The organism is Priestia sp. Y58, from assembly GCF_029522095.1.
GTDB lineage: Bacteria > Bacillota > Bacilli > Bacillales > Bacillaceae_H > Priestia > Priestia megaterium_E.
The window spans coordinates 344,067-366,790 of sequence record NZ_JAKWFL010000004.1 but is presented as its reverse complement, the minus strand read 5'-3'; the positions used below and the strand labels follow the sequence as shown (position 1 = coordinate 366,790).

22 protein-coding genes are annotated in these 22,724 nt (G+C 38.6%); 8 read left to right on the top strand and 14 right to left on the bottom strand.

Features of this window, described 5'->3' with window-relative positions; all coding sequences use genetic code 11:
• Window positions 1–2 precede the first annotated feature (2 nt).
• The 4 genes from ctaE to cyoE form a co-directional block, all read right to left on the bottom strand.
• A complete protein-coding gene (ctaE, locus tag MMB68_RS15130) occupies window positions 3–623 on the bottom strand; it encodes a cytochrome c oxidase subunit III (RefSeq protein ID WP_013056081.1) in 621 nt (206 codons plus the stop codon).
• Complete coding sequence (ctaD, locus tag MMB68_RS15125; RefSeq protein ID WP_221785649.1) at window positions 623–2,488, bottom strand: cytochrome c oxidase subunit I; 1,866 nt, start codon at window positions 2,486–2,488, stop codon at window positions 623–625. Before ctaD ends, ctaE begins: the two co-directional genes overlap by 1 nt.
• A 34-nt stretch (window positions 2,489–2,522) precedes the next feature.
• Window positions 2,523–3,578 carry a cytochrome c oxidase subunit II gene (gene coxB, locus MMB68_RS15120; protein ID WP_013056079.1) on the bottom strand — a complete coding sequence of 352 codons (1,056 nt, stop codon included), beginning with the start codon at window positions 3,576–3,578 and terminating at the stop codon, window positions 2,523–2,525.
• 137 nt (window positions 3,579–3,715) lie between these two features.
• Complete coding sequence (gene cyoE, locus MMB68_RS15115) at window positions 3,716–4,654, bottom strand: heme o synthase (RefSeq protein WP_016763447.1); 939 nt, start codon at window positions 4,652–4,654, stop codon at window positions 3,716–3,718.
• A gap of 504 nt (window positions 4,655–5,158) precedes the next feature.
• Between cyoE and MMB68_RS15110 the strand changes: the two genes are divergently transcribed.
• Window positions 5,159–6,061 (top strand): COX15/CtaA family protein, encoded by a 903-nt coding sequence (locus MMB68_RS15110; protein WP_264409018.1) that lies wholly within the window; start codon window positions 5,159–5,161, stop codon window positions 6,059–6,061.
• 39 nt (window positions 6,062–6,100) lie between these two features.
• Here MMB68_RS15110 and pyc read toward each other — a convergent pair whose 3' ends face one another.
• From pyc to MMB68_RS15095, 3 genes are all read right to left on the bottom strand, one after another.
• Window positions 6,101–9,550, bottom strand: coding sequence for a pyruvate carboxylase (gene pyc / locus MMB68_RS15105; RefSeq protein ID WP_221785651.1), 3,450 nt, complete (start codon window positions 9,548–9,550; stop codon window positions 6,101–6,103).
• 133 nt (window positions 9,551–9,683) lie between these two features.
• Window positions 9,684–10,874 carry an FtsW/RodA/SpoVE family cell cycle protein gene (locus MMB68_RS15100; protein WP_016763444.1) on the bottom strand — a complete coding sequence of 397 codons (1,191 nt, stop codon included), beginning with the start codon at window positions 10,872–10,874 and terminating at the stop codon, window positions 9,684–9,686.
• A gap of 143 nt (window positions 10,875–11,017) precedes the next feature.
• A complete protein-coding gene (locus MMB68_RS15095; protein WP_370506486.1) occupies window positions 11,018–11,284 on the bottom strand; it encodes an Fpa/YlaN family protein in 267 nt (88 codons plus the stop codon).
• Between the two features lie 281 nt (window positions 11,285–11,565).
• On the opposite strand from MMB68_RS15095, the gene MMB68_RS15090 reads away from it, so the two are divergent.
• Window positions 11,566–12,066, top strand: a complete 501-nt coding sequence (locus MMB68_RS15090) for a hypothetical protein (protein WP_014460988.1) — start codon at window positions 11,566–11,568, stop codon at window positions 12,064–12,066.
• Between the two features lie 38 nt (window positions 12,067–12,104).
• Here MMB68_RS15090 and MMB68_RS15085 read toward each other — a convergent pair whose 3' ends face one another.
• Window positions 12,105–13,433 carry a PhoH family protein gene (locus tag MMB68_RS15085; protein ID WP_013056072.1) on the bottom strand — a complete coding sequence of 443 codons (1,329 nt, stop codon included), beginning with the start codon at window positions 13,431–13,433 and terminating at the stop codon, window positions 12,105–12,107.
• 216 nt (window positions 13,434–13,649) lie between these two features.
• Here MMB68_RS15085 and MMB68_RS15080 point away from each other — a divergent pair, with 216 nt between their 5' ends.
• Window positions 13,650–14,249 (top strand): YhcN/YlaJ family sporulation lipoprotein, encoded by a 600-nt coding sequence (locus MMB68_RS15080; protein ID WP_074678412.1) that lies wholly within the window; start codon window positions 13,650–13,652, stop codon window positions 14,247–14,249.
• 26 nt (window positions 14,250–14,275) lie between these two features.
• Here the strand turns inward: MMB68_RS15080 and MMB68_RS15075 are convergent, their stop codons facing one another.
• The gene (locus MMB68_RS15075) at window positions 14,276–14,731 is read right to left on the bottom strand and encodes a pyridoxamine 5'-phosphate oxidase family protein (RefSeq protein WP_028414102.1); all 456 of its coding nucleotides are present in this window, start codon (window positions 14,729–14,731) and stop codon (window positions 14,276–14,278) included.
• A 185-nt stretch (window positions 14,732–14,916) separates the two neighbouring features.
• On the opposite strand from MMB68_RS15075, the gene MMB68_RS15070 reads away from it, so the two are divergent.
• Together MMB68_RS15070 and MMB68_RS15065 are read left to right on the top strand one after the other, a co-directional pair.
• Entirely contained in the window at window positions 14,917–15,117 is a 201-nt protein-coding gene (locus MMB68_RS15070; RefSeq protein ID WP_013056069.1) for a YlaI family protein, read from the top strand.
• Between the two features lies 1 nt (window position 15,118).
• Entirely contained in the window at window positions 15,119–15,553 is a 435-nt protein-coding gene (locus MMB68_RS15065) for a hypothetical protein (RefSeq protein ID WP_277448377.1), read from the top strand.
• 26 nt (window positions 15,554–15,579) lie between these two features.
• Here MMB68_RS15065 and MMB68_RS15060 read toward each other — a convergent pair whose 3' ends face one another.
• Window positions 15,580–15,897: a YlaH-like family protein gene (locus tag MMB68_RS15060; RefSeq protein WP_013056067.1), complete on the bottom strand. Its 318-nt coding sequence runs from the start codon at window positions 15,895–15,897 to the stop codon at window positions 15,580–15,582.
• A 159-nt stretch (window positions 15,898–16,056) separates the two neighbouring features.
• On the bottom strand, window positions 16,057–17,895 hold the full coding sequence (gene typA, locus MMB68_RS15055) for a translational GTPase TypA (RefSeq protein ID WP_013056066.1): 1,839 nt from the start codon (window positions 17,893–17,895) through the stop codon (window positions 16,057–16,059).
• 113 nt (window positions 17,896–18,008) lie between these two features.
• Here typA and MMB68_RS15050 point away from each other — a divergent pair, with 113 nt between their 5' ends.
• On the top strand, window positions 18,009–18,194 hold the full coding sequence (locus MMB68_RS15050) for a YlaF family protein (RefSeq protein WP_016763441.1): 186 nt from the start codon (window positions 18,009–18,011) through the stop codon (window positions 18,192–18,194).
• Window positions 18,195–18,302: 108 nt separating this feature from the next.
• On the opposite strand, the gene MMB68_RS15045 is transcribed toward MMB68_RS15050, so the two are convergent.
• Both MMB68_RS15045 and MMB68_RS15040 read right to left on the bottom strand, forming a co-directional pair.
• The gene (locus MMB68_RS15045) at window positions 18,303–19,109 is read right to left on the bottom strand and encodes an inositol monophosphatase family protein (protein ID WP_014460992.1); all 807 of its coding nucleotides are present in this window, start codon (window positions 19,107–19,109) and stop codon (window positions 18,303–18,305) included.
• 195 nt (window positions 19,110–19,304) lie between these two features.
• Window positions 19,305–19,490: a hypothetical protein gene (locus MMB68_RS15040; RefSeq protein ID WP_013056063.1), complete on the bottom strand. Its 186-nt coding sequence runs from the start codon at window positions 19,488–19,490 to the stop codon at window positions 19,305–19,307.
• Window positions 19,491–19,757: 267 nt separating this feature from the next.
• On the opposite strand from MMB68_RS15040, the gene MMB68_RS15035 reads away from it, so the two are divergent.
• Window positions 19,758–20,393, top strand: coding sequence for a YktB family protein (locus MMB68_RS15035; RefSeq protein ID WP_014460993.1), 636 nt, complete (start codon window positions 19,758–19,760; stop codon window positions 20,391–20,393).
• A 48-nt stretch (window positions 20,394–20,441) separates the two neighbouring features.
• Here MMB68_RS15035 and MMB68_RS15030 read toward each other — a convergent pair whose 3' ends face one another.
• Complete coding sequence (locus tag MMB68_RS15030; protein ID WP_014460994.1) at window positions 20,442–20,711, bottom strand: UPF0223 family protein; 270 nt, start codon at window positions 20,709–20,711, stop codon at window positions 20,442–20,444.
• Window positions 20,712–21,241: 530 nt separating this feature from the next.
• Between MMB68_RS15030 and MMB68_RS15025 the strand changes: the two genes are divergently transcribed.
• The gene (locus tag MMB68_RS15025) at window positions 21,242–22,717 is read left to right on the top strand and encodes an aminotransferase class I/II-fold pyridoxal phosphate-dependent enzyme (RefSeq protein ID WP_028414107.1); all 1,476 of its coding nucleotides are present in this window, start codon (window positions 21,242–21,244) and stop codon (window positions 22,715–22,717) included.
• Window positions 22,718–22,724 lie beyond the last annotated feature (7 nt).

The window sequence follows — 22,724 nt, the reverse complement described above, 5'->3', positions numbered from 1 at the left end:
GCTTATCCCACCATTCCCATTAAATATACAACCGTGAAAATAAAGACCCACACAACATCGATAAAGTGCCAGTATAAACTTGCAACATAATATTTAGGAGCGTTATATAAGTTTAACCCCCGCTTCGCATTTCGAATCATCAAAGAACCAATCCAAAGCAATCCGAACGTTACGTGGGCTCCGTGTGTCCCAACTAGCGCGTAGAACGAAGAACCGAATGCGCTGCTTGTAAACGTATGCCCTTCATGAACATAATGCCTGAACTCATAAATTTCTAGCCCTAAAAACGCTAAACCTAAAAGCCACGTAACGCCTAACCATAGCTGCATCTTTTTAAATTCAAAATTTTTCATATGATACATAGCATATACGCTTGTTAGTGAACTTGTTAATAAAATCATGGTGGCTGCAAAAACAAGCTTAATATCAAACAATTCTTCTGGCTTAGGTCCTGACATCGTTGAATTACGTAACGCTAAATAAGTAGCAAAAAGTGAAGCAAACAAAACCGTCTCTCCGCCTAAAAAGAGCCAAAAGCCAGTAAATTTATTTTTCCCTTCAAGCGTTGCTTTTTCAGGCGAAGCAGGGAAAGTTTCAGCAGTTAGCTTTTGTTCAGTCTCCATTACATCTTCGCCTCCCTGTCATCATCAACTAAGTCTTCTTTGTGAATATGAAAGCCGTGATCATCAATCCATGAACGGAAGAACATTGATAAAAACATGACGATCATTCCGATAATCCCTACAATATCTCCCCACGCATGATCATTTCGATACAAAAAGCCAATCCCTGCAATAAACATTCCAAGCGATATCATAAATGGAATAAACGACGAGTTTGGCATATGAATATCACCAAGAGGTTCGGCTGGCGTCATTTCTTTATTTCCTGCCATTTTTTCAATCCAATATGCATCTAACCCGCGTACAAGCGGCGTTTGTTTAAAGTTATACTCTGGAGGCGGAGATGAAATAGCCCATTCTAATGTACGTCCGTCTCCCCAAGGGTCTCCTCCTACCCTTTGTCCTTTGGCAGTTGTTTTTATAATATTAACCAGTAAAATGAGCGTAGCAACCGCCATGAAAGCAGCTCCTGATGAACTGATTGCATTCCCAAGGTCAAGACCTTGATTAGGCAAGAACGTCCATACACGGCGAGGCATCCCCATTAGGCCTAAGAAATGCTGAATAAAGAACGTTAAGTGGAAACCAATCAAAAAGAGCCAAAACGTTGCTTTGCTTAACTTTTCATCTAACATCTTCCCAAACATTTTTGGCCACCAGTATGTGACACCTGCTAATATAGCGTATACGACACCGCCTACGATAACGTAATGGAAGTGGGCAACGATAAAATAAGAATCTTGAAATTGATAATCTGCAGGTGCTACAGCTGCCATAACTCCTGTTACTCCCCCGATAACAAATGATGGAATAAAGGCGACAGCATACAGCATTGGAGACGTAAACTCAATACTTCCTCCCCAAAGCGTAAACAGCCAGTTGAAAATTTTAATTCCAGTTGGAACGGCAATAGCCATCGTAGCTACAGCAAAAATGGCATTTGCAATTGGACCAAGTCCGGTTGTGAACATGTGGTGAGCCCACACCATGAACCCTAAAAATCCGATTAATACGGTAGCAAAAACCATCGACGAGTACCCGAATAATCTCTTTCTTGAAAAAGTAGGTAAAATTTCAGAGAAAACACCAAACGCTGGAAGAATTAAAATATATACTTCCGGATGACCGAATATCCAGAAAAGATGTTCCCAGATAATGGTGTTCCCACCCATTGTGGCGTCAAAAAAGTTTCCCCCGAATAAGCGGTCAAAAATCATTAAAAACAATCCAACCGTTAGTGCTGGAAACGCAAACAAAATAAGAGCTGATGCAACAAACGTCGTCCACGTAAACAGCGGCATACGCATATAAGTCATACCTGGCGCCCTCATGTTAATGATTGTCACGAGAAAGTTGATACCTGAAATCAATGTCCCGGCTCCGGAAATCTGCAAACCTATCGCATAAAAATCAATTCCGTGACCAGGTGATGCAATAGACAGCGAAGCATATGATGTCCAACCTGCATCAGGTGCTCCTCCTAAAAACCAGCTTAGATTTAAAAAGAGTCCCCCAAAGGCAAACAACCAAAAACCTAACAAATTTAAAAATGGAAATGCTACATCTCGAGCTCCAATTTGCAGCGGAACAACTGCATTCATCATGGCAAAAAGAAGCGGCATTGCGGCTAAGAAAATCATTGTTGTTCCATGCATTGTTAAAATTTCATTATACGTTCCTGCACTGACAAAGTCATTGCTTGGTATAGCCAGCTGAATACGTATAAATAGCGCTTCCACTCCTCCGACTAGAAAAAAGATACCGCCGGCAATTAAATAAAGAATGGCGATTTTCTTATGGTCAACGGTTGTCATAAAGTCCCAAATTGTTCCACCTACACCCTTCTTTTGACTGAGTGTACTCATCGCTAAACCTCCCCTTTTAAAAACGACTGGACGTTTATTTTTCTTTTAAACTCATTAAATAGTCTGCTAGCTCATTCACTTGTTCATCTGTTAAGTCAGGATATGTACCACTCATCTTATTACCCGGCTTAACTTTTTCAGGGTCTTTTAACCATTTTTTGATATTTTCCTTATTGTGAGGAAGCACCCCAGCTACACGCTCACGTTCAGAAAAACCGGCTAAGTTTGGTGCTTGACGAGCTTGCTCTGGACGATTGTCTTTAACGTCAACAGCATGACATCCGATACAGCTTTCATTAAAGACCTCTTGACCAGCTTTTGCGGATGCTGTCTCTACATCAGGCTTTGCCTTTTTCAAATCTTTTGCCCACGTATCAAATTCACCGCTTGATACAGCCCGTACTTTAAAGTCCATAAGAGAATGAGATGGACCGCAAAGCTCAGCACATTTTCCGTAGAAAACCCCGTTAGCTTCCTTCGATTTTTTAGAATCAAACACTAGCCAGAATTTATTATCATTTTCTGTGTTAGCATCGAGCTTTCCTCCAACTGAAGGAATCCAGAATGAGTGCTTGACGTCAGAAGCTTTAATGTTAAAGTAGACTTTTTTATCCGTTGGAACAACTAGATCTTGCGATGTAATAATTTTTTGATTAGGATACTCAAATTCCCACCAGTACAAGTTAGCGCGCACATTTACTACGACAGCATCTTTGTCCTTCATTCCTTTTACATCCGCTAGCTTAAATGTTGAGATGACCGTTGGAACAGTCAAAATAATCAGCAGCAAGATAGGAATCACTGTCCATATAATTTCTAACTTTCTGCTCCCCTCTACTTGCTTTGGAATCACATTTTCTTCGCCTTTGCGACGACGAAAGCGCAGAATAACAAATATAAAGATAATGGTGACAACAATAATAACTAAAACCATGATGGCTGTACTAAGCAGCATAAGCGAATATTGTTCTTCAGCTACCTCACCTGCAGGCTTAAGTGTTGACAAAAACGGTTTTCCACAGGCCGATAACACGAATGCAAGCAGCGTAAATAACGACAAAACACGAAAGTTCAATCGCCATTTTTTCATACCATTCCCCAACCTCTCTTTCATTGACGTGATTTCATCTATGCCCTCTTGAGCATAAAACTTATTCCTTCTATAATGAATTCTACATGTAGAAGAAATCCCCCTTGTGCAGTGTCGCATTCAGTGAAAGATTTTATCTAGGCAAAAAGCGTTGCGACAATCATTGAGACAAATAAAATAGTTAAATAGTTTAGTGAGTAGACAAACATCATGCTAGCCCACTTTGTATCTTCTTGTTTATTGTATTGAGCAAATCCTAAAAATAGCCATCCTATGTTTAAAACAGTGGCCAAAATTAGAAATGGAGTGCCTAATTCGTATAAATAAAGAGGTAATGGCAACAAACAAGCAATCCAAATGAGAATCTGTCGTTTTGTAAGCTCAAACCCGTGTACAACAGGCAACATAGGGATTCCCGCTGCCCGGTATTCTTCACATCTTCGCATAGCAAGAGCTAGAAAATGAGGCGGCTGCCAAATAAACATGATTAAAAATAATACCCAAGCTACTACATGTAAATTGGGATCGATAGCGGCCCATCCAATTAAAGGCGGGACAGCGCCTGATATACTTCCGATTACTGTATTAATTGTGTATAGTCTTTTGGACCACATGGTGTAAAGAACTACATATGTAAGTATTCCTGCTAATCCAATGAGGGCGGCTACGGAAGAAACAACTAGTAGCATAAGCAAGCCGGTTAACGTGAAACCGATCCCAATCCCAAGGACCGTCAAAGGTGTAAAACTCCCTGTCACTGTAGGTCGTCCCTTTGTTCGTTCCATTAGAGGGTCAATGTCACGATCTATGTAATTGTTCAAACTGCATGAACCGGCGATGATAAGTGAAGAACCTATTAAAGTAAAAAATGCTTTATCCAGGTTTTCTAAGAAGTGTTGTTCGTTGAAGAAAAGAGCTAGCCAAAAACCAGTAAAGGTGGTGATGAAATTTGAGTTGACTATTCCAATTTTAATCGTAGCTAAAAAATCTGACCAAACGGAACTATTTTCGCTTACATGAGCTGTGTTAGGCGATGCAGAAAGCGTTGAATCTTCCACCATTTTTGAATCTTCCATGGCGCTTCCTCCTTTACTCATCCACAGACTTTTATCTAGTAAATAAAGAGTCTATAAATGAAGGCGTTTTCAACATATTTTTACAAAAATCTCCTCTTTGTTCACAAAGAAGTCATATTCCTCTCACCAAAGCTACTTAAAAGCTTCACATGCAAACGATAAAACAGTAGAGAAATATCTATTTCTCATGTTTATTAAACCATATTTTGCCGTTACTTTGTGAAGAATTCATGAAAAAAATATGGATTTTTTTTGTCATGAGCTAAATGCATGTCCCTGTCACTTGTTAAAAGATATTTGTGCAAGTAAAATAGTTTTCGGTACGGTACCTTTTACATATCTGCAGAGTCAAACTCATGAACAAACCTTACACTTTCTACCATTATAACAAATTCAATCAAGTTTATGGAGAATAAATGAAATTTATGTTTAATATACAAAAAGATTAGGATAAATTGTTTAGCTCGTTATCTTACTTACTTTGCTTTTAGGATGGTGATTATTGTGCGACTTGGATTAAAGTTTTTATCCGTTGTGACGACCATGGCCATGTTACTTATTCTGCTTGGCGGTGCCCTTGTCACGAAAACTGGTTCAGCAGACGGGTGCGGAGATTCTTGGCCTCTGTGTAATGGACAGCTCATTCCTGACCCTTTAACATTTGAAACCGTTGTTGAACTAAGCCACCGTTTAGTTTCTGGCGTGTCGGGCTTTCTTGTGCTCGCTTTATGCGTATGGGCATGGATTTCACTAGGACATATAAAAGAAGTTAGACCTTTAGCATTTATCTCTTTTTTCTTCCTAGTACTGCAAGCATTAATTGGGGCTGCTGCCGTTATGTGGGGGCAATCAGACGCAGTGCTTGCTCTTCATTTTGGTATTTCCCTTATTTCGTTTGCTTCGGTGCTGCTGTTAACACTCATTATCTTTGAAGTGGATCAAAAGCTCGACTCAACTAATATACAGCTAGGCTCTAAAATGAAAAAACATATTTACGGGGTTATCTTGTACACATATGCTGTTGTGTACACGGGCGCTCTTGTTCGCCATAAAGAAGCTAGCTTGGCTTGCTCAGACGTTCCATTTTGTTCAAATGGAAACGGTTGGCTACCTGTTGATTTGAATCAGTGGATTCAAATGGGACATCGATTCGCTGCTGTTTTAACGTTTGTATGGATTTTAGCTGCCTTTATCCATGCAGTTAAATATTATCGCCATCAACAAAATATTTTTTACGGATGGTTAGCCGCTCTCATTCTAGTTATTTTTCAGGCGGTTTCCGGTATGCTTGTTGTTGTCACACGTCTGCAGCTAGAGCTCGCGCTTGCGCATTCTTTAATTATCTCTTTCCTATTCGGTGTATTAAGCTACTTAACCTTACTTGCAACGCGTCATACACATAATTGATCAAAAAAGGTACGAGCTCTGAGCTCGTACCTTTTTTAATTAGCTTTCTAATTCAATTAATAGATCTCCCGGCTGGATGCCATCTCCATTCGACACGTGTACTTGTTTAATCACGCCGTCAAATGGTGCTTGCACGGTTGTTTCCATTTTCATTGCTTCTGTGATCATTAAGTGATCACCTTTTGAGACTTTATCGCCTTTTTCTACTACTACTCGAATAACGGTTCCAGGCATTGAAGCGCCGATGTGGGCTGGATTTCCTTGGTCGGCTTTTTGTTTTGCCGTAACGGTTGTTTTGACACTTTCGTCTTTAATCACGACTTCACGAGGCTGACCGTTCAATTCAAAGTATACCGCTCGCGTACCGTCTGCCTGCGGTTCTCCAATGGATACAAGGCGGACAATTAAGGTTTTTCCTTTTTCAATCTCAATTTCCACCTCTTCTCCTAAACGCATGCCGTATAGGAAAGTCGGTGTATCAAGAACAGAAATGTCCCCGTATTGTTCGACTGCTTTGTGATAATCCATAAATACTTTTGGATACAGCGCATAAGCAATGGCATCAAAACTCGTTACTTGACGATTTAAGTCTTTAAACAGCTTTTCTTTCACTGCATCAAAGTCCACATCTTCTAACAGTTCTCCAGGACGAACTGTAATCGGTTTTCTGCCTTTTAGAATGATGCGCTGAAGCTCTTTAGGGAATCCCCCGTGAGGCTGTCCTAAATACCCTTCAAACAATTCAATAACTGAATCCGGGAAGTCAAGCGTTTCACCGCGCTCAAACAGCGTTTCTTCTGTCAAGTTGTTTTGGACCATGAACAATGCCATATCTCCAACTACTTTTGATGATGGCGTAACTTTTACAATATCACCAAATAACAAATTCACGCGTGAATACATATCTTTTACTTCATCCCAGCGGTTTCCTAAACCAACTGCTTTTGCTTGTTGCTGTAAGTTGCTATATTGACCGCCTGGCATTTCATGCTCGTACACTTCCGTATGAGGAGCGTTCATGCCGCTTTCGAAGTCTTGGTAATATTTTCGCACGTCTTCCCAATAGTACGAAAGCTGTTCTAGATTTTTAATATCCAGATTTGGTCTGCGGTCCGCACCTTCTAATGCGTAATAAAGAGAGTTAGCACTTGGCTGAGACGTTAAGCCTGCCATTGAGCTTACGGCTACGTCTACAATGTCTACACCTGCTTCAATTGCTTTTGCGTACGTGTATACACCGTTTCCGCTTGTATCATGCGTATGAAGGTGAATTGGAATATCAACCGTTTCTTTTAGAGCCGATACTAAATCATAAGCTGCCTGTGGTTTTAAAAGACCCGCCATATCTTTAATGCCCAGGATATGTGCTCCAGACTGCTCAAGCTCTTTTGCTAAGTTCTTGTAGTAATCCAAATCATACTTACGGCGCGTCGGATCTAAAATATCACCTGTATAACACATCGCTGCTTCTGCAATCTTCCCTGTTTGACGAACGGAGTCAATTGCAAGAGTCATTCCTTGCACCCAGTTTAAGCTGTCAAAGATACGGAAAACATCAATACCTGCATAAGCTGATTTTTCAACAAATTCCTTAATTACATTATCAGGATAGTTTTTATATCCAACCGCATTTGACGCACGAAGAAGCATTTGGAAAAGAACGTTTGGCGCTTGTTGACGTAAAGTAAGCAAGCGATCCCACGGATCTTCTTTTAAGAATCGATAAGCGACATCAAACGTTGCTCCTCCCCACATTTCCATAGAAAATAAATCTGGAAGCAAGCGTGCAGTTGGGTTAGCTACTTGTTTTAAGTCGTTTGTACGAATACGCGTTGCTAAAAGAGACTGATGGCCATCACGGAAAGTTGTATCCGTTAATAGCACTTCCTTGCGTTCTTTCACCCAATTTACTAGCCCTTCAGCGCCTTTTTCATCTAAAATCTGCTTTGTTCCGTTTGGAATTGGTTGTTTTATATCGACATTAGGAACACGCGGTTTCGTAAAGATTGGCTTTTTCTTTTCGGATACACCTGGGAATCCGTTTACCGTAACATTCCCAATGTATGTAAGCATTTTAGTTCCTCGGTCTTTTCGCTTAGGGAAGACAAAAAGTTCAGGCGTTGTATCAATAAAGGATGTATCATAAGCGCCTGTTAAGAACTTATCATGCTTTACTACATTTTCAAGAAACGGAATATTGGTTTTAATTCCACGAATACGAAACTCTTTTAAGTTCCGTACCATTTTTGATGCGGCTTGATCGAATGTTAAGGCCCATGTTGTTACTTTTACTAACAGTGAATCATAATACGGCGTAATCACAGCACCTTGGAAGCTGTTTCCCGTATCTAAACGTACGCCAAAACCGCCACCAGAACGATAAGCCATAATCTTACCCGTATCCGGCATAAAGTTATTTAACGGGTCTTCTGTCGTTACACGAGATTGAATTGCATATCCATGTACGTGAATTTGATCTTGTGCAGGAATAGACACTTCCTTGCTGTGAAGTGCGTAACCGTCCGCAATTAAAATTTGCGATTGAACGATATCAATACCTGTAATCATTTCAGTAATTGTGTGCTCTACTTGAACACGTGGATTTACTTCAATAAAATAAAAATCGTTTCCTGATACTAAAAATTCTACTGTACCAGCATTTATGTACTGCACTTTTTCCATCAGCTGCACAGCTGCTTCACAAATGCGGAGACGTAAGTCTTCATCTATAGAAACACTTGGTGCTACTTCTACTACTTTTTGGTGACGACGCTGCACAGAACAGTCGCGTTCGTAAAGATGCACAACATTTCCTTGTTCATCACCTAAAATTTGCACTTCAATATGTTTTGGATTTTCAACTAGTTTCTCGACGTACACTTCATCATTACCAAAAGCCGCTTTTGCTTCTGATTTGGCACGATCATAAGATTCATTCAGGCTGTCTGCATCGCGAACGATACGCATGCCTCGACCGCCTCCGCCCAAAGCCGCTTTGATCATTAGAGGATATCCATGCTGATTAGCAAATTCTTTTGCTTCGTCAATTGAATCAATAGGACCATCCGTACCAGGAATAACGGGAATATCTGCTTGAATAGCCTGGTGACGTGCTTTTACTTTATCGCCAAACATATCAAGATGCTTGGATTTTGGGCCAATAAAAATAATGCCTTCTTCTTCGCAACGTTTCGCAAATTGGATATTTTCTGACAAAAAACCATAGCCAGGGTGAATAGCATCTACATCATGAGACTTAGCAATGTCGATGATGCCTTCTATATCTAAATAAGCATCAATCGGCTTTTTCTCCGCTCCTACTAAATAGGCTTCATCCGCTTTGTAACGGTGATAAGAACCTGCGTCTTCCTTCGAATAAATTGCAACAGTCCGAATATTCAGTTCAGTACATGCTCGAAATACACGAATCGCAATTTCTCCTCGGTTTGCTACTAATACTTTTTTGATTTTTTTAGTTACAAAACTCATGTTGCTAATCTCCTCTCAATTTCGTATAAACTTCAATATATAGCAAAATTGGATAAAAGAAAAGCAAAAATCAATGGAAAATAATAAAATTCCAATAAATTTTTGCTTTTTTTACACAATTTTTTCACGAAAATCAATCGCTTGTTGTTGATGTATTGTTCGGATGTAGCACAATATTTTCCGTATTTTTCTGTTTTTTATTTTGATAATTTACGAAAAACGAAATATTTACAATAATTCCCATAGATACCATCAGCGTTAGCAGCGAAGACCCTCCGTAACTGATAAACGGAAGCGTGACGCCGGTAATCGGAATGAGTCCCGTAAGCCCTCCAAGGTTAATGCCTGTTTGAATACCTATCATACTGGCTACTCCAATACAAATCATGCTGGCAAACGGATCCTGAGATTTTTTAGCCAGCATTAAAATCCTGAAAATTAAGAAGCCTAAAAGGCCCAGCACGAGCATAACTCCAAAGAACCCTAATTCTTCTGCAATAATAGCCATAATGAAATCGGTATGGGGCTCCGGAAGATAACCATACTTTTGTACACTTTCTCCTAAACCAAGGCCTTTTAAGCCTCCTGTACCTATTGCTAAATATGAATTAACCAGCTGATAACCGGTTCCTTGAGCATTGGTAAACGGATCTGATGCACCGGTAAAACGGCCGATTCGATTGGGAGTAAACTGCCCTGTAAAAAAACCAATCGTAATAATAACCGTAAGCAAAATGATACCTAGTGCTAGCATGCGGAAAAAGGTTTTTTTAGAGATTCCCGAACATAGCATAATGGTAACGGCAATAGCAAAAATAATTGAGCCCGTTCCAAGGTCAGGCTGAATCGCTACAAAGCCTAATATTAGAAATACAAGACCCATAGGTCCAAAAAAAGCTTTTTTGATATTGTCAATATACTCTTGCCTTTTAGACAAAACATACGATAAGTATAAAATGACAACAAGCTTGGCATACTCAGCCGGCTGCATGTTTGCCCCGCCAAGCTGCAGCCAACTTTGCGCATTGTTACTCGTATGCCCCATTACAAACACAAGCAAAAGCAGTACAAAAATGCCCAGAATCGCATAAGGCAGTATTTTAGGATACAGCTTGTAAGGTGTTAGCATTGTTAAAATGAACAATACAAGCGTAAAAGCAAGCCACATTTTTTGTCTGTTGTAAAAGAAATCACTTGACGTATGATATCTTGTAATACTTACAATCATACTTGAACTGTAAACCATAACTAGTCCAACCGCACAAAGAAGCAGCACTGGAATTACAATTGAATAGTCAAAATGCCTAAATATTTTTTTTACCATAACCCTCTTCCTTTAAAAATGACGTGTTTCTGTTTCGTTTCATCTTTTATGTACAAATTTGAGTAAATTAGGAAATTTCAACCACCTGTAATAAAAAACTCAAACTACGTTTGTATATAGTTTGAGTTTCGATCGCGTGATTTTTATTTTTTTGTAAACGCTTCATGCAGTGCAGAAAGTTCACGCTCGAGGCGGTCTAGCAATGTTTTTCCAACACGTTCATCAATTAAACCAAGACGAACTGCAAAATCAATTTCTCTTGATAAACCAAACATTTGTGTATCTAAAACCTCTTCATAAAGAGGACATTGTGGCATTGTTAAGTTATCCATTTGAACTTGAATTAATTGCAAAATCTTATCTGCATCAGCTTTTAACAACGCATACGCTTTTTCACGATGATCTATCATTGTCTCAGGCGTCAAACTCAATCCCTCCGTTCGCGAGCGATTACCTAATCTATCTCTCAATTTTAAAGGCTATGCTCCAAAAAAGCAAGGATAAACATGTCCGTGAGGCTGGCCGTCTTTTTTATACTGTTACTTTCTCAAAACCGTTACCATAGATGTAGGAAATTTCGCACTTTCGTTGACTCTTACATTATATCATACGAGAATCACTCTCAACTAAATTTTTTCATCAAAGTGACAAATAAGGAGAAAGCGCTTATACTTTTAGCAAGGGGGCATTTATGATGAATTCAATTATTATGTTAAAAGGAAAAGTAAAATATACGCTGACACTCGACCCAAGCGTGTGGATTTTCGATGACCGCAAGCTCGATATGGACGTTTTCTTTGAACATCCACCCGAGCAAAAAGACGAGACAGAAGCGTACACAAAGGCTGTTTCGAAGCATTGGGACCGTGAAATTCAAGAAGGAGCCGTCTTTCCTCCTACGTTAAAAACCGAAAAGAAATTCAAAAAACAGGAGCTAGTAAATGGAACATTTGGCATTTTATTTGCACCTTTTCTAGCAAACGCTTCACCTACTGAAGACGCTACCAACGTTTCATTTAAAACAAAAGACGCGCTGATTTCTTTTTCATTAGAAGAAGCGCAAAAACTAATCTTTGGTTTCAGCCAAGACGGAAAGCCTCTTAGAGAAGACGGGCCTATCTATGTCTATTTACCGGACGGATCTAACCGAAATAACCCTATTAAATATGTGGAAGAAATCATCGTTACATAATAAAAAAAGGGGGGTTCCAAAAGGAACCCCCCTTTTTTTTAAAGAATATCAGCTGCTAATTGTGCCAGCCCGGAGCGCTCTCCTTTGATTAACCGAACGTGGCCCGATACTTTTTGCTCTTTAAACTTTTCAACTACGTACGTTAATCCGTTGTTATACTCATCTAAATAAGGATGATCAATTTGAGCCGGATCTCCCATAAGCACAATTTTACTCTTTTCCCCTACCCTTGTTAAAATTGTTTTAATTTCATGCTTCGTTAAATTTTGCGCTTCATCAATAATAATAAACTGTTCCGGAATGCTTCGGCCTCTTATATACGTCAAGGCTTCCACTTCTATTGAACTCAGCCCCGCTAGAATCGCATCCAGTTCTCCAGGTTTTTTAGTGTTGAATAAGTACTCTAAGTTATCATAAATTGGCTGCATCCATGGACGAAGCTTCTCCTGCTTTTCTCCTGGCAAGAATCCAATATCTTTCCCTAAAGGAACAATTGGACGAGCTACAAGCAGCTTTTTAAAACATCCTAGATCTTCCGTCTGCATAAGTCCTGAAGCTAAAGCAAGCAGCGTTTTACCCGTACCTGCCTTTCCAATTAACGTGACCAGTTGAACGTCGTCTCTAAGAAGAAGTTCTAAAGCCATAATTTGCTGAACATTTCGAGGTTTGATTCCCCAGATATGATCATATTCAAATAAAAGCTTTTTTACTTTTGTTGTTGTTTGATCGACAATGCCGATGGCTGATCCGGATCCCCCAAATGCATCTTTCATCACTAAGAATTGATTTGCAAAAAAGGAGTGGTTCGCAATTTGAGACGTTAGCAGCTCTCCTTTTTCGTAAAATTGACTCAGCAGTTCTTTTGCAATATAGACTTCCGAAAAGCCTGTATAAATACTATTGAATTCCACTACTCGATCACTTAAAAAATCTTCTGCTCTTAAGCCGATTGCGTCAGCCTTCACACGTACCAACACATCTTTACTCACTAGTATCACTTCACGTCCATCTTCTTTTGTTTCCTCTTCAAGAGATAGATTTTTAGCAACAGCTAAAATTCGATTATCATTTGTTTTTTCCACAAAGATTTCTTGAAGCTGTTGAAAAGAGCGATGATTGAGTTCAATTCGCAAATGGCCCCCATTTTCTAAAGGGATTTTCTCATATAACTTTCCATGTTGTCTTAAGTTATCAATGAGTTTGGATACCTGCCTTGCATTTCGTCCGACTTCATCCATGTTTCTTTTTTTCGAATCAACTTCTTCTAGTACAACGGCCGGAATCACTACTTCGTTATCATCAAATGAAAAAATTGAATGCGGATCTTGTAATAAAACATTCGTATCTAATACATAAATTTTTCCCAATAATTCAGCCTCCTACTCCGATTGTTTTTCCTGTAAGGAGTGAAACAAGGCACCCATCCATTTATATACTATGTAACGCACATGTGTGAAGTGACCTTAAATGGACGGACCATTTTCTTTAAATATATGAACACGTGTATAAAGATAGAAGAACTATTAGAAACTAAATACAAATTACTACAAAAAATGAGTCATTCATAAGGAGGAGTCTCCCACATGAACAAATTTTTTCTATCCATTAGCTTATGTTTTATTACACTAACCGGCTGCAATAATAACCAAGCAGACGTTGAAGAAGGGCAAAAAACAGATCGAATTGTACAGGTCAAAAATTCATCTCCTGAACGCTCTCACAAGCGTACTGCTAATGAAATATCAGCGCATTTAGTTGAACTGGCTTCAAGCGTTCCGAATGTAAATGATGCTACTGCCATTGTGCTCGGTAAGTATGCAATCGTAGGCATTGACGTCGGCAAAAATATTGATCGTTCAGAAGTAAGTTCAATCAAATATACAGTTGCCGAAGGTCTGAAAGCTGATCCGTACGGCGCTAATTCTGTTGTTATTGCAGATCCTGATACGGTGGCTCGGCTAAAACAAATTGGAAATGAAATTCGCAAAGGTCGGCCGGTCACAGGATTTTTAGATGAATTAGCGGCCATTGTAAACCGGGTGATGCCTGAATTTGCAGAAGAAATTCGCCGAAATCCTAGTTCAACAGATACAAACAATCAAAAATTAAATAATAAACAAGAGCAAAATTTAAAGAATGAGCAGGAAAAACAATCTAATAATCATCTTCAAAAAAATGAATAAGAAAGTCGCTTAGCGGCAGGCTGCTGCTAAGCTTTTTTTATCGCTTCAATTACTTGCTTATCAAGTTTAGCGGCTGCTACTGGATCATAGGTCTTTTCATATGAAGGGTTTACTGAAATCTTAGAACCATAGAACATGACATCTCTTACTTCATTAATATCTAGTTCAATTAGCGTCAGCTTTAAAGCTACCCCTTCTAACTTTTCTTGCACTACCTCAGCTATTCCGCTGATTGAGTAGCATGATTCATTAGCAAGAATATTTACCACTGCTTTATTCGTATGTTTAATGTTTTCTACAATCCTCGATTTGACATCTACGGCAAATCGAATTTTTTGTTTAGTCGGAGCTACTAACCACGAAATGGCACTAACATTTGGAGCGTTTGTTTCAAAATCAATAGTTGAAATGGTTGCAAATCTCTCTGTCTGTAGCTCATCGTATAATGCATCTACTAATTGAGTCTCGACTTCGTTGGCCATTTTCATCCCTCCTACTGTTTATGTACTTACTAGTTACTATCTTCGAGCTAACAAGCAAAATTACCTGCTTCTTTAGGAATGTTTTCCTATCGTTCCTTTTCTACTGAGAGATAGCACCGCAAAAAAACTTTATAAAACAAGAATTTTCGGCTAGAATGATGTATAGAGAAGTTGAGGTGATAGAAATGAGAGTACAATGTGTCATGTGCGATAAAATTGAAACGATTGAGGATGAAACACTCGTAGCAAAACGACTGCGCAACCGTCCTATCCATACATATATGTGCAATGAATGTTCTGAACGGATTGAAAAACGAACAAAAGAACGCATAGCTACCGGTAACTTTAAACTATATGAGTCGAAAAAGACAGAGGAGGATTGGTAAGGTGCTCCGATTAGGAATAAGTATTGGCATGTTAAGCGGGATTATCCTTGGGTTATGTTTAAAATGGATAGAATGGCTAACCGGCAAACAAGTTTATACCCTTTTATTAAATGTTGATTTTATTCCTATCATTGGCCTTATTCAATGGCGTGAATGGGTAGAGTTTGTTTTTCATTTACTCATTGCCTTTGTAATTGGGATCGTTTTTGTTTACATAGTAGGTAAATTAAACAATATGTCTATTCGAAAAATCGTATTGTGTTCCTTTTTGTTAACACTTCCAACCATTCCTTTGTATTTTCCGTTGACGCTGCTTGCGCTCAAGCCTACGCCTGCGGTGGATGATGCAGTAGCGATTTTTTATTGGACAGCGGGCCATTTAATTTTCGCAGCCGCTCTTGTCTTCGGCTATATCATACTAAAAAGACGCTTGTAGCTACAAGCGTCTTTTTATGTAGTCTTTTATGAACCCAACGTGGAGTTTTGCTTTTTAGCCTGATACAGCCGTATTTTATAAATAATTAATACAAGCGCTGCAACCACAAGCCCTTCAGCTACAGGTAAAAAAATGCCTAAAAACGTTAAGATCGTACATCCAAAAGCTAAAAATAGATAAATAACAACAGATTTTAAAAGCGGCAGCTTCTTTGCAAATCCAAGTTTGTACACGAGAACAGATAGCCCTAAAATGGTAAAGTATAACAGCCACATTCCTATTTTTGCATGTTCATCTACTTGATACAAAGCAGCAAAAAATGAAAGGTGTTCTTTTACATCCATAATTCTTCCCCCTATTCCTTACTTTACATTATTCGATATAAGCCACCTTTTTCCTTTCCAAATTCCTTCTTTATAAAACGCTTTCAAAAAATAGAAAATTCTGATATAATAGATAAAAAACAAGCCGCTAGCAAATAAAGCTAACGACTTACTTTTTTATTATTTCGTGTCAGCGTATTTTTTCTTTTTCGCTGCTTTTTCACGTTCATTTTTATCAAGAATTTTTTTACGTAGACGAATAGATTCTGGTGTGATTTCACAATATTCATCTTCGTTTAAATATTCAAGTGATTGCTCTAAAGACATAATACGAGGTTTTTTCATACCTGTTGTTTGATCTTTATTAGCAGAACGCATATTCGTCATTTGCTTCATTTTACAGATGTTAACAACGATATCATTTTCACGAGTGTGTTCTCCTACGATCATACCTTCGTATACTTCTGTACCTGGTTCAACGAAAATTGTACCGCGGTCTTCTACGCCTTGGATTCCATAAGTAGATGATTTACCGCTTTCCATAGAAACAAGTACACCTTGACGGCGACCTCCAACTTGACCTTGCTGCATTGGTTGGTAGCTATCAAATGAATGGTTAATGATACCGAATCCACGAGTTAACGATAAGAACTCAGTTGTATAACCGATTAAACCACGTGCAGGAACCATAAAGATCAGACGAACTTGACCGCTGCCGTTGTTAATCATATCAACCATTTCACCTTTACGAGCACCCATTGATTCCATAATAGAACCCGTATGTTCTTCAGGCACGTCGATTTGCACACGTTCAACTGGCTCACAGCGAACGCCATCAATTTCACGAACGATTACTTCAGGTTTTGATACTTGAATCTCATATCCTTCACGACGCATGTTTTCAATTAAAATAGATAAATGAAGCTCTCCACGTCCTGAAACGACCCATACATCCGGTGAATCAGTATTTTCCACGCGTAAACTTACATCCGTCTCAAGTTCAGACATTAAGCGCTCTTCAATTTTACGAGATGTAACAAATTTACCTTCACGGCCAGCAAACGGTGAATTGTTTACTAAGAACGTCATTTGTAAAGTAGGTTCATCAATACGTAAAATTGGCAGTGCATCTTGGTGGTCAAACGGACATACGGTTTCACCTACGTTGATGTCTTCCATTCCTGATACAGCGATCAGGTCTCCCGCTTTTGCTTCTTCGATTTCAACACGCTTTAAGCCTAGGAAACCGAATAATTTTGTTACACGGAATTGTTTTACCGTACCGTCAAGCTTCATTAATGCAACCTGCTGGCCTACTTTCATTGTTCCGCGGAATACGCGACCTACACCGATACGACCAAGATAGTCATTGTAGTCAAGCATTGCCACTTGGAATTGAAGTGGTTCGTCGCTGTTGTCTACTGGTGCTGGAATGTGCTCGATGATTGAGTCAAATAGAGATGACATGTTCTCATCTTGCTTTTCAGGATTCGTGCTAGCCGTTCCGTTGATTGCTGAAGCATAAACAACAGGGAACTCAATTTGTTCCTCGCTTGCACCTAGTTCAATAAATAAGTCAATTACTTCATCAACTACTTCAGTTGGACGAGCAAAGTCACGGTCAATTTTGTTAACAACAACAATCGGCGTCAAGTTTTGCTCTAATGCTTTTTTCAATACAAAGCGAGTTTGAGGCATACATCCTTCATATGCATCTACTACAAGTAGAACACCGTCTACCATTTTCATAATACGCTCAACTTCTCCACCGAAGTCAGCATGTCCTGGCGTATCCATAATGTTGATACGCGTATCTTTATAATTAATAGCTGTATTTTTCGCTAAAATTGTAATTCCACGCTCACGCTCAAGGTCATTTGAATCCATCGCACGTTCTTCAACATGCTCATTAGTACGGAATGTTCCGGACTGATGTAATAATTTATCTACTAACGTTGTTTTCCCATGGTCTACATGGGCAATAATGGCAATATTACGTAAATCTTTACGAATGTTCACGCATTTCACTCCTATGCTTGTAATAACTAAGCTATTATATCACACTAACTCTAGAATTGCAGAATGATTTTGTTGTACACTATAAATATCCGTTATAAATGGGAGGAATCAACATGAGAAACATTAAGTGGGTATTTGTTTTATATGCATTTATCGCAACTGCGGCAATTATGTCAATCGGCATATTTATCGGAGAAGGAAGCGCTCTCGGGGTCATTTTAGCTATCGCAGCTTTAATTGTTGTAATGGGCCTTGGCTTTACGACTAAGAAAAAAATGCGAGAAAAAGGGCAGCTGTAATTTTTTTGCGATGATTGAAAGCGTCATGGCCATTTGCAACATCAAAATGGTTCATGACGTTTTTTCATCACAAAATTTTTTGACTACACGTAAGTCTTCACTTCTATTTTATTTATTCCACTTTCCTTCAAGGTACGTACGAAAGATTTCGTCATGTAATGTTGGTTTGCTTACAAATACACTGCTTTTTTCAAGAATCTCTAACGGCTTTCCTTCTAAATCCGTCATAACTCCTCCAACTTCTTCAATCAATACTTTACCGGCAGCAAAGTCCCATGGAGCCAAGCGTAAAGTAATGTATCCATCCAAGCGTCCAGCAGCTACGTAAGCAAGCTCAATAGCTGCGGATCCATATGAACGGGTCCCTCTTACTTTACGTACAAGCGGACTTAATACGGAAGGATCAATACGGCGGTTCTCCGTCACCCACGTTGCATTTAAGCTAATAATAGCTTCTTCAACTGGTACAGGTTCAAGTTTCGGCAATTGGATGTCATTCATAAACGCGCCCTGTCCTTTTAAAGCATGATACAGCTCATTATGAATAACATCATAAATATAACCTGCTTGTCCTACACCATTTTCGAATATACCGATGGAAATAGCAAAATTTCGCTGCTGATGAACAAAGTTCATCGTACCGTCGATGGGATCGATAATCCAAATCGTTCCTTCTTCTGATTCAAGCTCTTCCCCATATCCTTCTTCTCCGAGAATATGATGTTCCGGAAAGGTTTCATTGATTTTTGAGATAAAAAACTGTTCAATTTCTTTATCCATATTTGTTACTAAATCATTTGGATTCGATTTCGTTTGAATGAGAAGTTCTTTACTAAACGACTGTTGAATTTTTTGTCCAGCTTCTTTTAGCCACTCTTTAACGTATGTATCAATTTCTTTCCAGCGTTGCGTCATCTCAATTCCCCCTCAAAAATACGTCTCTTATTTAAGCTTAAAAAAACCTCTGCAAGATGTCAATTAACAGAGCACGTGGGAGAAGAACTGCCGCTTCTTCTCCCACGTGCTCTGTTACCACTTATGAATCTGCTCATTCAGTTTAATCCTTTTTTACAGTTTACCCTTATTTGTTCTATTTTATTCCCGTATCTGCTACTGAAGAGATATCATTTCTTCACGAAGTTTCTCGAGCTTTCGCTTGCATTTTTGTTTTTGTTCCTCATTATTCTCCATCATGGCTTCATATAACGTCGCTAACTCGTAATCTAACTCCAAACGAATTACACCTAATCTTTTTTGTCCATCATTCTTCTTATACATATTCACCACTTGTTTCATGTTTCAAACACCCCTCTCAAATTATTGAACCTGCTTATAGAAAACTAAATTTTCAGATATTTTGATTGATATAGTCTATGTCGAAACCTAATCTCATGTAACTAAATTGTGTGATTACCTATAAAAAAATGATAGACACGTTTTGACAAGCATATGCGAATTAATTGGTGTTTATGCTTTTCATGTGGTAGAATCTTCGCGTAAATCATACTTACTTGCATAGATGCACAGCAGCTATACATATTCACTAAAAAACGGAGGTTTCACATGGCATTCTCAGGATTTTCACAAGATGACTTTAACGTATTCCGTATCGAGGGGCTTGATGCACGTATGGAAGCCATCAAGACAACGATACGCCCAAAATTTGAACAATTGAGCAATCATTTTGCTCCTACTCTTTCTTCACTTTGTGGAGATGAAATGTTCGTACACATTGCCAAACATGCACGAAGAACAGTTAACCCGCCAGCAGATACGTGGGTAGCCTTTGCTAACAGTAAACGCGGGTATAAAAAGCTCCCTCATTTTCAAATTGGCCTTTGGGAAACACACGTCTTTGTGTGGTTCGCCGTCATTTACGAATCACCTATTAAAGAGCAATTTGGAAAGCTGCTAAAACAAAACATTGAGGAGATTCGTCAAGATATCCCAGCCTCGTTTGTTTGGTCGAAAGATCATACAAAACCTGATAGTGAAAAAATGGGCGACTTATCTTCTGAAGACTTAGAGAGTTTGTTTGAACGTCTAGAGACGGTTAAAAAAGCTGAGATCCTATGCGGCATTACGATTCCAAAAGAAGAAGCGATTGCAATGAACGGCGAAGAATGGATAGCTCGTATTGAACAAACATTTCATACGGTAACTCCATTATATGAACTAACTAAAAAAGCATATGCATAATTTTAACGAATTGATATAAAAAAATGGAGCCAAGCTTGGCTCCATTTTTTACATTTTTATAATGTCTCCAGAAGAAGCAGCCTTTGCTTTTTGAATCGTTCGATAAGAAGAGTATTTGCTTTGGTCTTCAAAATCGTTACAGATTGTTTTTTCTTCTGCTTTACTTGGCACAATTTCTTTAAATCGGCGATAGACTGCCATTAGGTTATCACGCTCAATACCTTTTTCATAAGCACGTTCAATGCTTTCAAAAAATTTCACTACATCAATAATTTCTTCTGTACTCCAATCAAGGGAGATAGGGTATTGATATTCCACTTCTCATCACTCCATTTATTTCTTCAATCTATGTATATCTATATTCTTAACTTTATCACAATCTATAATGTACACAAAATTTATTCTCTTTTCACATAAAAGAATTTCTCCTTTTTTTTCTTTTTATTTTCTCTTTAAAATATCTTTGCAAATGAGTTAATAAGTGCTATAATTCTTTTGTTTTATGGGGATTTTCAAAACATAAAGAACTATAAATTAATGAGTAATAAGCAGTTTACAATTACTTGTATTTTTTTAACTAAAAATTGTATTTATATTATCAAACAGTAGTAAACATACACGTTTCATTCATTTATATAATGGTTAAAATCAAGAAAACTGCCGAGTAGAATTTCTGTTGAATTTCTTTTATAGAAAAAAGATCTGATATTTTAATATGCAGAATTCAACAGCCACTAGTTTTTGGTATATAAAATTGAATGCTGTAATTTGATAAAAAACAATCAAAGTCCCTCTAAGCTTTGCTTAGAGGGACTGACAATTTATAATAAAAGAGGTGTATAGCAAAGTTGTCTTCTCAATTTTCAACTCCATTATTTACTGGATTGGTTAATCACGCTAAGAAAAACCCAACACAATTCCATATCCCTGGACATAAAAAAGGAAATGGAATGGATCCTGAATTCCGCTCATTTATTGGCGATGATGCTTTATCCATTGATTTAATTAATATCGGTCCTCTTGATGACCTTCACCAGCCAAAAGGCATTATCAAACAAGCGCAGGATTTAGCTGCAGAAGCATTTGGTGCTGACCATACTTTTTTCTCTGTTCAAGGAACGAGCGGAGCAATTATGGCAATGGTTATGGCGACATGTGGGCCTGGAGATAAAATTATCGTTCCTAGAAACGTGCATAAATCTGTTATGAGTGCGATTGTTTTTTCAGGAGCTACGCCTATTTTTATTCACCCTGAAATTGACGAAAATCTTGGCATTTCTCACGGTATTACATCGGACTCTGTAGAAAAAGCCTTAAAGCAGCATCCTGAAGCAAAAGCAGTGCTTGTTATCAATCCAACTTATTTTGGAATTTCGGGAGACCTTCGTAAAATCGTAGAAATTGCCCACTCGTATCAAGTACCTGTACTTGTTGATGAAGCTCACGGCGTTCATATTCACTTCCATGATGATTTGCCTCTGTCTGCTATGCAGGCCGGTGCAGATATGGCAGCAACAAGCGTGCATAAATTAGGCGGCTCTATGACGCAAAGTTCAATTCTAAACATACGCGAAGGCTTAATTTCTCCAAAACGTGTACAGTCTATTTTAAGCATGCTGACAACAACATCAACATCTTATCTGCTGCTGGCTTCTTTAGATGTTGCACGAAAACGTTTAGCAACAGAAGGAAAAGAGCTGGCTGAACGTGCAATTTCTCTTGCTGAAAAAGCACGAAAAGAAATTAATACAATTGAGCACATCCGATGTATAGGCAGAGAAATTTTAGGCACAAAAGCTACGTATGATTTAGACCCTACTAAATTAATTATTTCTGTTTCAGATTTAGGAATTACGGGCTATGACGTAGAAAAATGGATGCGTGAAGCTCATAATATCGAAGTTGAAATGTCTGACCTTTATAATATTCTATGCATTATCACGCCTGGAGATACAGAAGAAGATCTTTCACGTCTGGTCACAGCTCTGCGTGAGTTATCTGCAAAGTTCCATAATCTTTCTGAGACAACGGCAAAACCGGCTATTTTATTACCTGATATTCCTGTATTGGCTTTAACACCTCGTGATGCTTTTTACGCGGAAACCGAAGTGGTACCTTTTCATGAGTCGGCAGGTCGTATTATTGCAGAATTTGTGATGGTCTATCCTCCTGGCATTCCTATTTTTATTCCTGGGGAAATCATCACTGAGGAAAATTTAACCTACATTGAAACAAACTTAGAGGCAGGTTTACCAGTGCAGGGTCCGGAAGATTTTGAATTAAAAACATTTCGTGTCATTAAAGAACATAAAGCAATTCAATAAAAAAAAG